Source organism: Tatumella terrea (genome assembly GCF_039523755.1).
Classification (GTDB): Bacteria; Pseudomonadota; Gammaproteobacteria; order Enterobacterales; family Enterobacteriaceae; genus Tatumella; species Tatumella terrea.
The window spans coordinates 55,872-71,250 of sequence record NZ_BAAAFX010000014.1; the positions used below are offsets into that span (position 1 = coordinate 55,872).

Below are 15,379 nucleotides of genomic sequence, written 5' to 3' on the forward strand. Positions count from 1 at the left end.
TTTGAAAGATAAATCGCATGCGATATAATGGGTGAAACCTTTGCAGGAATATGCGATGACGGATAACACCCATACAGCCCTGCCGATGCAGGATGAATTTCCAAAACTGGAAGATTTTCTCTGCTTTTCCACCTATTCGGCTAACCTCGCCTTTGGTAAGGCTTATAGTCCTTACCTGTCAGAACTGGGCTTAACCTATACCCAATGGATTACCCTGCTGGCATTGGGTGAGGAGGACGGACAGACTGTGAATCAGCTGGGGACAAAATTGTTCCTGGCCTCAAGCACACTCACGCCGCTGTTAAAAAATCTTGAAAAACAAGGCATCGTTCAGCGAAAACGTTCGACAAAAGATGAACGTAAGGTGCAGATTTTACTCACTGATAAGGGGCGGGAGTTGCGTAACGCCAGTCAGCGCTGCCTGGATGTTTTTTATTCCCTGGGCCTGACACCGGAAGAAACCCGGGTACTGCAAAAGGCCATGTCGCGGATACGCGATAATTTACTGAATTCACGACAGGAAAACGGCTGATCTTTAATCTTGCCAGGGTCTTCAGATGTCATTTGAAACAGAGCCCCTTTCTGACAGGAGTCTCTGCATGTTAACAGTGCATCATCCGGGAGTTTCCACGTCAGAACGTATCGTATGGCGATGCGGGGAACTCAATATTCCTTATACGCTGGTGAAATATCCCCGTGATCCTGCGACCGGGCGGGCACCTGAAGCCTGAAGCCTGAAGCCTGAGGCATGACCTCCCTATCATACCGTACCCGTGCTCACCGATGGCAAAATCACGCCGGGCGAGTCCGGGGCGATTATTCAGTACATTCCCGCACGCTACAGGAAAACCGGCGTGTCCCACCGGTCGCCGATGCGGAGTTTACAGACTACCTTTACCGGTTCCATTTTTCGGTGCATCGCAGGTTGCATGGCCGGAATGGCATTTTCGACGGTTCCGGGAAACGAAAATTATCCTGTGTGGGCGGTATTCAGCGACCGGACTGTACGCGCATTCGACACAATTTAGGAAAGGTTACAGCATCACCCTTATTTTGCGGGTAATAAGTTCACTGCCGCAGATATTATGATGTTATTCCCATGAACTACTCTACGGACCTTTATAGCTCGCGATATTTCAGGCTATCCGCCTCTGAAAGCCTGTCTTCAACACATCAGTGAACGAGTGGCCTGGAAAAAGGCAAAACAGGTCGCGGATCCGGACGTACACTTTAAACCGGACCCGTCGTGATGCGCAGGTGTGATATTCCCGAAAGCCTGAAAGAGGCTACATTATATTTTTGACGATGGGCTGAAAGCGTAAGGGATCCACTATGCACCAGCCCGGAATCTGAAAAAAATGACGGGAAGATAATGCAGGATTTACACTCTCGCCAGTCACCGCGTATTATTCCCTGTGAATACCTCAATGGACTATTACACAAGGAATGTATACCAATGGCTGCACTACAGTTTCCCGACACTCTATTCAAAACCCAAAAATGGATGGACGACTACGGCGCGAGTGATATGCACTGCGGTGATCTGACCGAAGCACAGTTGAAATCGCAATATCGACTGAACTACATCTCTGTATTCGGGTTTTAGCCGGATAAAAAAAAGTATACTCTTTAGGGTCCTGCAACTGACTGAACAGGATTGATGAGACCAGCACAATGCAGAAATTCTACTTCCGGATCCTGGCTGGCCGTTATCCGGCATTTGTAAAAAGGATCGCTTTCCGACTCGCCTTATGGGATGCCTACCGGCGTAAACGCTGATCTTTCGCAGTGATAAGCTCCTGAACTTTTATTCAGTGACGAAGCTTGCCAGTAACTAATGACAAAATGGGCGGCACCAAAATCCCCCCTCCCGTGAAGACCGGAACTGTAGAATGAGAAACCAGACTCGTAGACTCACCTGCCGGGAAACAGAGTAATCCCTGCCAGCTGACGGGCAGAGATGTCAGGACCATCTTTAGAAACAGATGAGAATAGAAATCTCTGCACACATCCATAACAGGTGCTTTCATCAACCCGGCCGTTTTTTCCGCATCTTTTTCCTGACAGACCTGTAGCATTTCCCGATGTTCCCTATCTGCTTCAATCAGTACGTCCGCTACCGACAGGTATAATCTCAGATAACATTCTATTTTATCGTGGATAGAGCGGGTCATATCTATAATTAATGGCTGTTTATCGTTCTCATGGAATGCGTCATTAATTTCTCCAGGCTAAATTCAGGTGAGCGTTAAAATAACACAAGGTATTTCTTATTTTAATCTTAACTCAGAAATTATCGGATTCTATCTTTCAACCTGAAATGATTTTATTATTACCGGGCATCATAAAATATACTGATATGTATCTCCTGATAATTATATTTTCAACACTCGTCATGAAACACCGTTAGCTACTGATATCGTTGAGTTTTTTCCTCTTTAAATGCAGTAAATTAACCAATAACGTCAGGGGTTCGGATGAATGACTCATTCCCGGATGAAGTCGCGTTTTTTTATTGGTCCTGATTTTGAAAATTCCGGGATAATGAGACTTGAGACAAAAATATTGTTATCGATAAGTTCAGCCTATATTATGCGCTTTACTTCGTGAATCTTATCTTTTTTGTGGAGAAGTCATGGCTGACACTCTGGTTGCCAATAATATTAATTCCATCGGTAAAAGGATTTCGACCCGCGCAGCATTTTTCATCGCAGGGTTTGCCATGGGTGCCTGGGCACCGCTTGTGCCTTATGCTCAGCACCGGCTGGATCTTGACTCTGCCTTACTGGGGTTGCTGCTGCTTTGTCTGGGGTGTGGCTCACTGATCACCATGATTTTTTCAGGAAAACTGGCCGGAAAGTTCGGATGCAGAACGATGATCCTTATCGGTGTCGCCAGTATTTGTCTTTCACTTCCTTTGCTGGCAACCGTCAGTACGTTATCCCTGATGGTTCCTTCCTTGTTGCTGTTTGGTGCCGGAGTCGGCCTCACCGATGTCACCGTCAATATTCAGGGAGCGCTGGTTGAGCAAAAATCCGATAAACCCCTGATGTCCGGGTTCCACGGATTATTCAGCGTAGGGGGAATTGCCGGTTCCGCAGGGGGGAGTCTGATTTTAAGTTCAGGGTTTTCGCCACTGCAGTTTTCATTGATTTCTATCCTGCTGATTTTGGTAATCATCATAAGTACCGCTAAAGAACTGTTGCCCTTCGCCTCTCACGAAGAACAAAACAATTCACGTTTGAAGGTTAATCTGCGCCTGATCGTTATCGCGGTGATGTGTATGATCTGTTTTCTCGCTGAAGGCTCGATGCTCGACTGGGGCGGGATCTGGCTGACGGCTCACCGGCACGTACAACTGGAACATGCCGGCTGGGGTTATGCCGTCTTCGGCACTGCCATGGCCATCATGCGTTTATCCGGGGACGTCATCGTCAACGCTCTGGGCCGGCAAAAAGTACTGATACTGAGCGGCGTATTTGCGATGGCCGGTTTTGCCATTGCCGTTTTCATCCCCGGATGGGTATTTTCGTTGCTTGGTTTTGCATTGATTGGTACCGGCGCGGCGAACGTTGCCCCTGTATTGACCACGCTGGCGGGAAAAGAGACCATTATGCCTTCCAATATGTCGGTTGCCTTTGTTTCCACTGTCGGTTACCTCGGCATCCTGATGGGGCCGGCACTTATCGGTTTTATGGCCAATATGACCAGCCTGCAGGTCGCCTTTCTCTGTATGTCTGCCTCGATGCTGTTTATTATCGGCGGTGCGTTCAGGCTCAGATTTTAACACTGGGCGGTATCCCTGCCAGCCATACCGTTCTGAGCGCAGAGAAATTCCTGAACAGAACAAGCGCAGTGATCGATCCGCTAAGCGGCGTAACGGTATTGCATCTCAACGCTTTCTGCCGCTGAAGCGGAATCTGTCCGGAATGTACGGAGATAGAAGAGTGGCAGGCTTCGTCAGGGGCTGGAGTCTTAATGTGAACGTCAGTGCGATCGGGGATCCGGAGGGATTGTTTTTCAGCAACCGTTAAGTGAAGCTCATTACTGATGACATCAGGGATGTAAAGCGGTGAAGATAACGAAGATCGACCACGTGCATGTATACGTTGAAAATATCGCGCTGGCAGAAGAATGGTACAAAGACGTCCTCGATTTTACCCGGGATGAATCGCTTTATTTCTGGTTTGAGCAGGGAGGACCATTGGTGATCAGCAATAACGATGTATCTCTTTCCCTCTTTCCCCGAAAACATCAGTCTCCCGGTCATACGATTGCTTTCGCTGTAGAAGCATCGGTATTTACGGAGTTGATACCCCCCCTTCGCCAGAAGGATATTCCTTTTACCCTATGCGACCATGATGTCTCTGTCTCGCTCTATCTGTGTGATCTCAGTGAGAACAGTATCGAATTCACCTGTTATGACTATGCTGAAGCAAAACTGACTCTGCAAACGCTTGCCTCACCCGATCACGACAGCGTGTCCACGGCGTATTGATGAAAATAGCCGGCAAACCCTGCCTGGTAAACATCATCGGCGGCAGGGTGATCCGCGAGGATTTACGATACGCCGGTGGATCAAAAGTGATCTGGATGATTTCAGATTAAATAAGGCTGGAAGCGCTGCAATATCTTCATTAAGCCTCTGGCGCATTTTATAAGGAGTGGCGCCGGAAGCCGGAAAGATAGTGCTGTACGACCTCAGGTTTGGAGCTGAGAGAATACTTCCACATAAAAAACGATACCTTACTCAATCAGATATCCAGCTCCCGGGGGCAGCCCGTTTTTTGGGGGGTTCGATGCCGCGGCTCAGATGCAAGGTATGATCGGGGTCAGCCGTAATCCTTCGGAAAAGTCAAAGCTGTGGGGAAGGTATGTCCGTGAACAGGCAAGAGGATCAGGGCGGTCAGGCAGCCTGACGGAAGCAGCGCCGCAGGCAACCACGGCAGTGAAAGTCTTAAAACTCTCAGTACTGACTACCCATACGGCCACTTATTCACTTTACCGTACTGACAGATTCAATGAATGGGCAATCGACAAGGATGCCTTATGTATTGATGACGCATTTTATGACGAAGACCTGATGCGAAAAGACCTGATCCGGGGGCCCCGCTGAGGAGGCTATGCCCGATTGGCGGATAACACCAGAGACCAGGAAAATAAAACAGGAAGGCCGGTATCGTCGAGAGGAAGAAAAAAGCCTGCACGGATAACCGGTTATCCGTGCAGGCCTTATCAGCGATTATTCCAGTATCAGTCGGCTGTCCGCCAGTACCAGTGGCTGAATCTGATGGGTTACCAGTAAAGTCGTTTTCCCCTTCACCAGCGTTTTCAGAGAGTTCAGTACCAGTCCGGTATTGGTCGCATCCAGTCCTTCTGTCGGCTCATCTAACAGGATGACAGGTGCCTGAGACAGGAATGCCCGGGCGATAGCAATTCTGCGCGCCTGGCCACCTGACAGCCTTGCCCCCAGCTCACCGACCAGAGTGTCCAGGCCGTGCGGAAACGCCCTGATTTCCTCTTCCAGCGATGCTTTCGCCAGTGCCTGCCATAACGCATCGTCATCGGCATCCGGAGCCACCAGACGCAGGTTGTCACGGATCGAGGCATTAAACAGATACGTTTTTTGCCCTACGACCGAAATTACCTGGCGCAGCACTTCATCAGACAACGTTCTGACCTCGTGGCCGCCAATGGTCACACTGCCTTCACACTCCCAGAAACCCTGAATCAGGTTAAGGATAGTCGTCTTACCGGCGCCGCTCGGCCCGAGCAGAGCAAGGCAATGCCCTTCAGACACAGAAAAACTCAGTGAATCCAGTACCGCAGGTTTGCCGGCCCCGTAACGCATCGTAACGCCGGAAAATGCCAGATCAAAGTGCTCAGGAGTAACACTGGTCTCCGGTAACGTAATGGCCGGTTTGAGTTCTGCCATCGAAAAAATACGACGTGCCGCTTCACGAGTCACTCCCAGCGCCGCAAACGCTGCAGGCAACGCAGCTACCGCTTCGGTACTGGCGAGCACAGCAAACACCAGCATGACAAAGTCATTACCGGCAATCTTCCCGGCTTGCACGGCACTTAACAGAAACAGAAAGGTGCAGAACATGCCCAGCTGACCTGCCAGCGCAGATAACGCACTGCCTAACGCACTGATCCAGGCCTGATGACGCTGCGCCGAGATCAGTTGCTGTGAGAGATCAGACAGATGACGGGTCTGACGACGAACCGCCCCCGCAACCTGTAATTCCCCCAGACCACGGATAAGATCCGTCGAGGCCACCTGCAACGATGCCCGTAAACCGGCCACGTCATTACCGCTTTTTTTGGTGCCTGCGGCCACAGCCACCGGTATCACTACCCCGGCCAGCAGCAGCATAACGACATCAATACCCGCAACACCTGGCGAGAACCAGAACAGAACACACAGAATAGCGATCGAAGAGATTAACCCTGCAATCGCTGGTGCCAGGATACGCAGATAGAAGTTATCCAGGCTATCGATATCTGCCCGCAGACGCGCAAGCAGGTCACCGTCACGGAAGTCCTGTAATCGTGCCGGAGCCAGTGGCTCCAGATGCTTATAGAACCAGACACGCAGTACAGACAGCAGGCGCAGTGTCGCATCATGGGTCACCAGACGTTCCAGGTAACGCGCAAACGTTCTCAGTACTGCCAGGCCACGGATAGCCGCTGCCGGTGTGAAAAACTCCAGCGTCAGCTTACCCACGCCTGCCAGTGCCATAGAGGCGATAAACCAGCCAGAGACTGACAGCAGAGTGACATTAGACAGGATAACCACAACAGACAGCGCAATCCCGACAGCCATACGCAATCGCCATGGTCGCGCCAGCTTTAACAAATGACGTAAGTCGTTCATTCTGTCGCTCCCTTTTGCAAGCGTTCCAGTTCAGCAAACACACCACCGCTTCGCGACAGGTCATCCGGATGACCGGACTCAATGACCCTGCCCTGAGCCAGTACCAATACCCGGTCTGCCATCGCCGCCACCGAGGTATCATGGGTGATCACCAGCCGGGCGGATTCCGGTAATGCCGTAACCAATGAGGCCATCATCTGCTGCGCTGTGTTACTGTCCAGCGCCGCTGTCGGCTCATCCAGAATCAATACCGGCGGAGCCGTCAGTACGGCACGCGCCATGGCCACACGCTGGATCTGTCCACCGGACAACCCCTGCCCCCCGTCACCCACCTGAGTCATATACCCTTCAGGCAGACGCTCGATGAAGGCTGCCGCCTGGGCCAGAGCCGCAGCTGCCTGCATTTGCTCAACGCTGGCCTCGGGATGTGCCAGGCAGATATTGTCCGCAATGGTCCCGGCAAACAGTGTCGGTCGCTGAGGTAACCAGCCAATCTGCTTTTGCCAGTCCCGGAGGTCAAGTTCAGACAGCTCGTGACCGTCCAGCAGGATTTTACCGGAGGCCGGGCTGATAAATCTCAGCAGTAACCGCGCCAGTGTCGTTTTACCGGCACCGCTGGACCCGACAATCGCCAGCGTTTCACCGCGGCGCAGCGTAAAGGAGATATCGTCTATTCCGCCGCCTTCCGGGTGATGGTAACCTAGCCCCTCCACATGGATTTCCTGTGGAGACTGTTCAGGTAATGGTTTTCCCTGCGGTTGTTCAGGCTGCTCTGCATTAAGAATGTCCAGCAGGCCTTCAGTGGCACCGATGGCATCCATACGCGCATGATAATGCGCACCGAGGTCACGTAGCGGACGGAAAAATTCCGGGGCCAGCAGCAGAGCAAACAAGCCTGGCAGAAACGCCAGATCACCGTAATAAAGACGAAAGCCTACATACACCGCTACCATCGCCGTACTGATCGTTGCAAAGAACTCCAGCACCAGAGAAGACAGAAATGCGACACGCAGCACTTTCATCGTTGTCTGACGATAATTATCAGAGATCACTTCAATGATCTTCGCTTGTCTGCGGGCGGCATTAGCCTGGCGTAAAGTTGTCAGGCCGGCAATCACATCAAAGAAATGGGCACTCATCAGACTCAGCTTACGCCATTGTCTGAGGTTCATTTTCTCTGCACCTTTCCCCACCAGAATCATAAACAGGGGGACCAGCGGCGCCGTAAACAGCATAATAAGCCCGGAAATCCAGTCGGCCGGGAATAAGGCGACCAGGATAGCCAGAGGGACAACACCGATGATGATTTTCTGAGGGAGGAAGGCGGAAAAATACGTTTCGATAGCTTCAACACTTTCGCCCAGCGTGCTGGCAATGCTGCCGGTCCGCTGCTGCTGGCTCCATGAGGGACCCAGTGCTGAAATTCGTTCAAGTAACGTCGCGCGTAATGTCTGACGGATACGGGCGGCGCTTTCAAAAGCAAAGCCCTGACGCAGCATGTCCAGCCCTGCGCGTAGGATCATGACGAGAGGTAACAACCAAATCGCCGGGAACAGGTCGGCTAATCCTTTGCCGCCAATGACAACCTTATCTATCAGCCATGCTAACAGCCAGCACTGGGCAATCATCATGATGGCACTGAGCGTGGCCATAGTGACAGACAAGGCAAAGAGCGCACCAGCCTGGCGGCGCTGACCCGAGAGCCAACGTTCCGCCAGGCGAGCTGCCGCTCCGCTAAGGGGGGGGCGAGACGACATAGTGTGATTAGTGTCCGTAGCCAACCAGTTTAGAGATACGGCCGCGGAATACCCAAATCTGATACCAGTTATACATCAGCATGACCGGTACGAACCCACCCATGGTCAGGGTGAAGGTGATCAGGGAAACCTGCGGGGTGGCTCCACTCCAGATAGTCCAGGTGCCTGGCACAATCCACGGGAACATGGTAATCAGCATACCAAAACCCAGGATCAGTGCAGCGGCGTTGAACCACAGGATTGCCGCAAAATCTTTATCTTTCAGGGTATCACGACGTACCATTTCGATGCAGATCAGTGCCAGCAGGGCAAAGATACCCCAAATCCAGAAGTGCGGACCAAACCATTTCGCACGTGCCCAGTCGAAGTTTGCTGCGCTCCAGATCCAGGTAATAACCACGGCGATAATCGCTAACCAGAAAACCACGGCCGTCCAGCGTGCAGCAATCTGACGCAGGGGTTCGGTTTTCTCAAAACGTGCACGGACAAACAGAACACCCGAGAACGTCATGGCGATACAGGAAGCAATACCGGTCCAGACAGAGAATGGGGTAATAAAGCTGAACGCCCCACCCGCATAGTGCGGTACACCCTGAGCAGGCGTATCCAGTGCAAAACCTTGCAGTACCGCACCGACACAAATACCACCAAAGAACGTTACTGTCAGGCTGGCAACACCGAATACACCGTCAGAGAAACGCTGCCAGAACGGGGACGCCAGGTGACGGAACTCCAGGGCCACCGCACGGGACATAATGCCCCACAGGACCAGAGCCATAGGTACCATCAGGTAACTGAACGCAGAGCCGTAAACGAACGGGAAAGTACCAAACATGATACCGCCCGCGACAATCAGCCAGGTCTCGTTAGCATCCCAGGTTCCGGCCATCGCTGCCATGATAGCGCCGCGCTCATCGTGATCTCTCACAAACAGAGAGAAGATCCCGGCACCGAGGTCTGCGCCATCAAGCGCGATGTATAATAGTACGCTGACGCCAAAGGCCAGCCACCAGGCAATTATCAAAAAATGCTGAGTATGATTAAGCATATCCATGATTTTCTTCTCCGTATCAAACCGGTCTTATGTATTCGGGATGGTCAGCATGCTCGCCTTCAGGCAGGTCAAGCTGCCCAAGGTGTTCATGACCTTCACCCGGGATGTTGCTGGTTAAATCAGGACCCTGGCGAACCACTTTCGCGAGGAACCAGATAGTACCGACAACGACCGCTGATTCGAAGATGGCAAAGCCAATCAGCCAGAAGATAGCCAGACCGGTGGTCATAGCACTCATTCCGTCTTCTGTACGCATCAGTCCGTAAACAATCCACGGCTGACGACCGATTTCACGTGTCCACCAGCCTGCGATAACCGCAAGATAAGGCAGAACCACCATCGCCACAGAAATCATCAGGAACAGCTTATTATCTGACGCTTTTTCCGCCGTCAGACGACGACGAGCCATCAGCCATACGCCCCACAGGCTAACCAGCAGGAGTGCACCACCCGCAGCTGCCATGATACGGAAGGTATAGAACGGGATGACAACCGGTGGCTGCTCATCTTTCGGGAAGCTGTTCAGTCCGCGTACCGGGCCATTCCAGGTTTTAGTTTCGATAAGGCTCAGTGCATGAGGGATAGAAATCGACCATGCCAGGCCTGTACCTTCTTTATTTGGCCAGCCGATGATGTTCCAGGCATTGTTAACATTGCCTTGCGCATCATAAGCATCATACTGACCTTCCATCGCTGCCAGCGCTGCAGGTTTGTTCTCGAGGGTATTTTCACCCAGAACATCCCCCATATACACCTGTGCTGCCGCGACAACTGCCAGCGCGACCAGACCATATTTAAACGGTTTCAGGAAGATATCCACATGACGGCGCTTCAGTACGAAGAAGGCACAGACTGAGACCACGAAAGTCAGCGACAGTTCAAAGCTCGCCAGCAGCATGTGCGGGAAAGCAGAACGGACGTTGGTATTAAACAGTGCCGCAATCCAGTCAGTGACCTCGAAGATACCATTTTTGTAGACAACACCGGTTGGCGTCTGCATCCAGGAGTTTGCGACCAGGATCCACATTGCCGACAGTGTTGAAGACAGCGCGACGTTAAAGGTTGCAAACAGGTGCATACCGCGACTGATTTTGCCCCAGCCAAAGATCATCAGACCGATGAATCCGGCTTCATACATAAAGGCTGTAATGGTTTCATACCCTAAGACCTGGCCGAAGAACGGACCGGCGGCCTGAGAGAAGCGACCATAAAGGATACCGAAAGCCATCTCCATCGTAACCCCGGTAGCAACACCCGCGCCGAAGTTGACAATGAACAGCTTTTCAAAAAAACGTGTTATGCGGTACCACTTATCATCTTTTTTCCTGACCCAAATCAGTTCAGAAATGAACAGAAGCAGAGCCAGACCAATGGTGAGCGGTGGATAAATTATATGAATTGATGAGATTAACGCGAAGTCGATACGCGTAATCAGCGATGTGAGATCATTACTTAACATGACTATCTTCTTTTGTATTAAGTGACCGTAGTAGCCCGCGACACCCACGAGCCAATTCCCTTACCAGGCAGGTAAAATGATAAGAGCAGAGACAGGGAGAAGTAGAATCAGGTGTCGCACCATCCTTTCCTCTAAACGCCAGAGCACTCCGATAGCACATTCCCCTGCAAAAAACAAAAACCACAGGATAAAACTTGCCCGACCGCCCTTATCTTGACAAACAGGGACGTAAACAATTCTTGCAACGAAGCGTTTACAGGCGAAGCTTATTGGATAAGCGCTATGCGGTACCCGACTATAAACAAATTACTGAACTGACTGACGCTGAATTTGCTTATAAGAGATGTACCCAGATTTTAGAGACGCATATATTGTCATAAGAGCACAATAACTGGTTCTGTGTAGTCCGAATGAGGCCCAGTATATTCCTCCACACCCGGATGTTGTCAAGAAAAATGTGGGAAAAACGACTTTTTGTTGCGGAGTGTATTATATTCATTCACAACCAAAAAAATTATTCCCCATTCAATGAACCAATTGTAACCAAAAGAAAATCAGCCCGTGATCTCTGAAGGAGAAAACAACTCACCCCGCCGGGTTCAGATATAATTTAAATATCAGAAATAAGATTTTACCCATTTAAATCATAAATTTAAAAACACAAGCTGCGAGAGGGCTCAGAAGAGAATTACCGCAAATAAAATTACGCTATCCTGAAAGAAATATTAATTGCCTATATTTATAATCACGTCTAGTTAATATAGTCATAGCCACCCGACGTAAATAAAGGCCATTTAATTTACTTTTAAATATACACAAATAAAACCTGAGGCTATATTTTATAACCAATATAACCTAATTATAACAACATGGTAATTGAGAATAAGAATCTTTCTTATTTAATACCATACATTTTGTTTTCAGGGATAGCAAACTTTACTGGCAGGCCAAAAGACACTCTGGTTTGACGATCCCGCAGAACCGGCGGATGCCGTCCGCCGCCTTTGGGTCATTACGGCACCCGGCAAAATAACCACCGGAAGCCGTCGATTGGTGGTCTGCGGCAAGGGCTCGCCCCCTCCCCTATTGGGATCGGAGTGGAGGTCACGAGGTCATTCGTCAATGCCGGGCAGGCAAAGTGATTATGCCCGGTTATCACGCTGTGCCTGTGCCTGTGCCTGTGCCTGTGCCTGTGCCTGTGCCTGTGCCTGTGCCTGTGCCTGTGCCTGTGCCTGTGCCTGTGCCTGTGCCTGTGCCTGTGCCTGTGCCTGTGCCTGTGCCTGTGCCTGTGCCTGTGAGCAGAGTTATATAGCCGCACAGACGGAGTGTGTCCCTTAGCCATCGATGATAGCCCTGCCGCGGAAGGTGATGCCGTAGACTCACGGGCACTGCAGACACATGGCTGCAGTGCAGGACAACCGGCAGCGCGGAGCGAAATCAGGAACTCCGGTCTCCGGTAAACCGCCAGTCCTCCCGACAGCGGCACAACCATCGCCAGGCCCTGCGGGTGACGAAGGGCCTGTCACAGCGCCTGGCCCTGCGGGTGACGAAGGGCCTGTCACAGCGCCTGGCCCTCTCTGTCGTGAAATGGCCGGCTTCCCTCTCCCGGGGGGTCTGACGAACATATCGGCAGGCACCGCCCCCTGGCCCCTCAATTCAGATGCGTCCGTGCTTCGGTTCCCGCGCGATAATGTCTGTGCGACAAATGAAAAAACGGCCACGTTATCCGCCGGAAATAAAGATAATCTCCCGTTTTTCTGAACGCCATATCCACCCGGAAAACCGGGTAGCCGGTATTTTCTTTTTTAGCAAGAAACACGATAAAATAAAAAAATCCTGCCGGAAAACGACCTCACCATTTATTTCGCGGAAAGCGGAATAACTATTACCGGATAAGCCGCACCCTGAAAACCGCTCCCGGAACCGCCGGTGACTGGCAGGATGACGCCCTTTGCCCGCCCGCCAGAACATCGCCTCCGGTCGCCACCGCACCGGTGAGGCGTGACCCGGGATCACTGGTGCCCGGTGGCAGATCCCGCAGTTCTGTCTCCTCCGGCTCCCGGGTAAAGCCGGTGCCCCTGCTCAGGAGAGCGGGATAATGCCGTAATTACCGGATAACAGAGGCTTACACAGGATTTTATAACTGTCGATATCATACCCGCCGGAGACCTGCGTCAGATCTCTCGCCTGCTCAAGGGTCTCTGCTTCTCCGAGCCATGCCCAATGGTCAATCACATGATATCTATCGCCTTCCTGCAACGCTACCCGGCCAGGCCACGGCCAGCAGACGACTTTAAGGGTCTGTAATGCTTCCAGTAATTGAGCATTATGCGCTTCGGTAGTGATAACGCCGCAGCAGGCACCGGAACATTTACGTAATGCATGGCGGAAACAGGCGCGGCCGGCGGAAATTTTTTCAATCCCCAGCAGTCCATAACAAAGCTGATGGCGATCGGCGATCTCCTTCAGCGCTTCCTGAGCGCTATAACGATTCCTGAATAATCCGTAGATATTTTCACTGTAGCCAATCTCCTGCTGGGTGAGGGAAACCACGCTGATCCCCGCCTCATCCATTTTCAAGGTATGCAACTGCCTGAGCTTCCTCAATCTTTTATTAAATAATGGCTTAAGCTGCTTAATCAATTGTGCCTCGAGCAGGAGCGCCCCTATCTCTCCGGATGTCTGCTGATAGCGGATATAGCGGGTCTGACGCAGCAGTTTCGCCTCATCAGGGTTACGTAAATGTGACAACAGGCGTGAACGGAGATTGACACTCTTGCCAATGTAAAGTGGCATCGTGTCGCTTTCACCATAAAAAAAATAGACACCGGTGACGGCAGGAACACTTTCTATATTCTCGCGCAGTGCCACCGGGTAGATAAACGGCACTTTTTCAGGCTGCCAGTGATAACTTTTGGCTCTCATTACGTCAGTATTACCTCTCTTTGAGTGACGTTATTTTAGCCGTTGCGCGGTGTTTCTGTACAATATCTTTTATACATCAGCCCCGTCCCCCGGTTTGCTGCAGTAAATCCGGACTTTTCCCTGGCCAGTGATCCGGCTATGCTGTTGAAACACGATGAATTCTCAACAACGGACACATTATGGACACCACGATCTTTTCCATTGTCCAGCCTGAAATGCAGCAACCCTGCCAGCCGGTGACACAGTTTGATGAACAGCTGGCCCGGGATATCGCAACGCTGCATGAGGCCATGAAAACCCACCAGGAATCGGCACTGGCAGCCATTCAATTGGGTATACCGAAACAAATCGTCGCGATTGATATCACCGATGAACAGACTCGCCGTCAGCAATTTGTGCTGATCAATCCGGTAATTGTCGGATACTCAGAGGATACTGCCCTCTTCAAAGAACAATGTCCTTCGTTGCCCGATGAAACGATAGAGACTACCCGTGCCGTAGCGGTGAAGGTGAAATATCAGGATCCGCAGGGCCGGCATCAGCAACTGGAAGCCAAAGGTTATCTGGCCGTTTTTCTGCAGCATACCCTCGACCATCTCCATGGACGCTCTCCCGCCAGTTATCTGTCCCCTTTAAAAAAACAACGGGTGCTCACCCGTCTGAAAAAGCAGCTGAAAAAATAGTCTGCGCTACAGGCTGCCTGCTGAGGGCACGATGCGGCAGCCGGCAATACTGTCGCGTAATTATGCGCGACAGACTGAGGCTTTATCCCCTTCCGGAAATGTCCGGCGGATCCGTTTCTGACCAGCCGCTCGTTTTACCAAAAAGTATTTCTGCGTTTAAACACGCTCAGATTCACGGACTTTTTCGCCGCAGTCAGAAATTCACTTCGTTTGATCGCCTACCGGCAAAGACACAAAATAATATTAATATCATTAATATTATTTTTAAATAACTCCCCCGGAGTTGAATTCCGGTTCACCGCTGGGAGAACTGCACGGCGCTTATTACGCTATATTCTGTAGCCATATTTAAGCCTGATAATAATTCTTATTATAAATACATTAGTGATTTTTCACCGTGAGCAGGGAATTACCCCATCGCCGCCAGGCATTAAAGTTAACCTTTTGTTAAATAAAAACAGGCGCTATGATAGTGGTCTGGCTGAGGTTCCGGCACAGTTCAGTGCCGGTTAGCTGCTGGCGACAAGTGTTAACCGCCAATCCGCAGCAGATCACGGACTCCGGTGACATAAACAGGTACCGTTTGATGAATACTGTCAGTATTCATGGGCATTCCGGGTC

At 51.0% G+C, this 15,379-nt stretch carries 13 protein-coding genes; 8 read left to right on the forward strand and 5 right to left on the reverse strand.

What is annotated here, in order from left to right:
• Positions 1-55: 55 nt before the first annotated feature.
• The 6 genes from ABD035_RS10730 (at position 56) to ABD035_RS10755 (ending at position 5,116) form a co-directional block, all read left to right on the forward strand.
• Entirely contained in the window at positions 56-532 is a 477-nt protein-coding gene (locus ABD035_RS10730; RefSeq protein WP_343870066.1) for a MarR family winged helix-turn-helix transcriptional regulator, read from the forward strand.
• 67 nt (positions 533-599) lie between these two features.
• Positions 600-731, forward strand: coding sequence for a thioredoxin domain-containing protein (locus ABD035_RS10735; RefSeq protein WP_256437070.1), 132 nt, complete (start codon positions 600-602; stop codon positions 729-731).
• 725 nt (positions 732-1,456) lie between these two features.
• A complete protein-coding gene (locus tag ABD035_RS10740; RefSeq protein ID WP_212713372.1) occupies positions 1,457-1,606 on the forward strand; it encodes a DUF3289 family protein in 150 nt (49 codons plus the stop codon).
• Positions 1,607-2,635: 1,029 nt separating this feature from the next.
• A complete protein-coding gene (locus tag ABD035_RS10745) occupies positions 2,636-3,787 on the forward strand; it encodes an MFS transporter (RefSeq protein ID WP_343870070.1) in 1,152 nt (383 codons plus the stop codon).
• Positions 3,788-4,072: 285 nt separating this feature from the next.
• Complete coding sequence (locus ABD035_RS10750; protein WP_343870072.1) at positions 4,073-4,498, forward strand: VOC family protein; 426 nt, start codon at positions 4,073-4,075, stop codon at positions 4,496-4,498.
• A 315-nt stretch (positions 4,499-4,813) separates the two neighbouring features.
• The gene (locus ABD035_RS10755; RefSeq protein WP_343870075.1) at positions 4,814-5,116 is read left to right on the forward strand and encodes a hypothetical protein; all 303 of its coding nucleotides are present in this window, start codon (positions 4,814-4,816) and stop codon (positions 5,114-5,116) included.
• A gap of 126 nt (positions 5,117-5,242) precedes the next feature.
• Here ABD035_RS10755 and cydC read toward each other — a convergent pair whose 3' ends face one another.
• From cydC to ABD035_RS10775, 4 genes are read right to left on the reverse strand one after another with little or no spacing between them, the layout of a single operon-like run.
• Entirely contained in the window at positions 5,243-6,880 is a 1,638-nt protein-coding gene (gene cydC / locus ABD035_RS10760) for a thiol reductant ABC exporter subunit CydC (protein ID WP_212713363.1), read from the reverse strand.
• Complete coding sequence (cydD, locus tag ABD035_RS10765) at positions 6,877-8,637, reverse strand: thiol reductant ABC exporter subunit CydD (RefSeq protein WP_343870078.1); 1,761 nt, start codon at positions 8,635-8,637, stop codon at positions 6,877-6,879. Before cydD ends, cydC begins: the two co-directional genes overlap by 4 nt.
• 7 nt (positions 8,638-8,644) lie before the next feature.
• Positions 8,645-9,691, reverse strand: coding sequence for a cytochrome d ubiquinol oxidase subunit II (locus ABD035_RS10770; protein WP_343870080.1), 1,047 nt, complete (start codon positions 9,689-9,691; stop codon positions 8,645-8,647).
• A 16-nt stretch (positions 9,692-9,707) separates the two neighbouring features.
• Positions 9,708-11,150 (reverse strand): cytochrome ubiquinol oxidase subunit I, encoded by a 1,443-nt coding sequence (locus ABD035_RS10775; protein WP_343870082.1) that lies wholly within the window; start codon positions 11,148-11,150, stop codon positions 9,708-9,710.
• 1,122 nt (positions 11,151-12,272) lie between these two features.
• Here ABD035_RS10775 and ABD035_RS10780 point away from each other — a divergent pair.
• Positions 12,273-12,488 (forward strand): hypothetical protein, encoded by a 216-nt coding sequence (locus ABD035_RS10780; protein ID WP_343870084.1) that lies wholly within the window; start codon positions 12,273-12,275, stop codon positions 12,486-12,488.
• Positions 12,489-13,232: 744 nt separating this feature from the next.
• On the opposite strand, the gene cho is transcribed toward ABD035_RS10780, so the two are convergent.
• Positions 13,233-14,075, reverse strand: coding sequence for an excinuclease Cho (gene cho, locus ABD035_RS10785; RefSeq protein WP_343870086.1), 843 nt, complete (start codon positions 14,073-14,075; stop codon positions 13,233-13,235).
• Between the two features lie 179 nt (positions 14,076-14,254).
• On the opposite strand from cho, the gene def reads away from it, so the two are divergent.
• The gene (gene def, locus ABD035_RS10790) at positions 14,255-14,758 is read left to right on the forward strand and encodes a peptide deformylase (protein WP_343870088.1); all 504 of its coding nucleotides are present in this window, start codon (positions 14,255-14,257) and stop codon (positions 14,756-14,758) included.
• Positions 14,759-15,379: the final 621 nt, after the last annotated feature.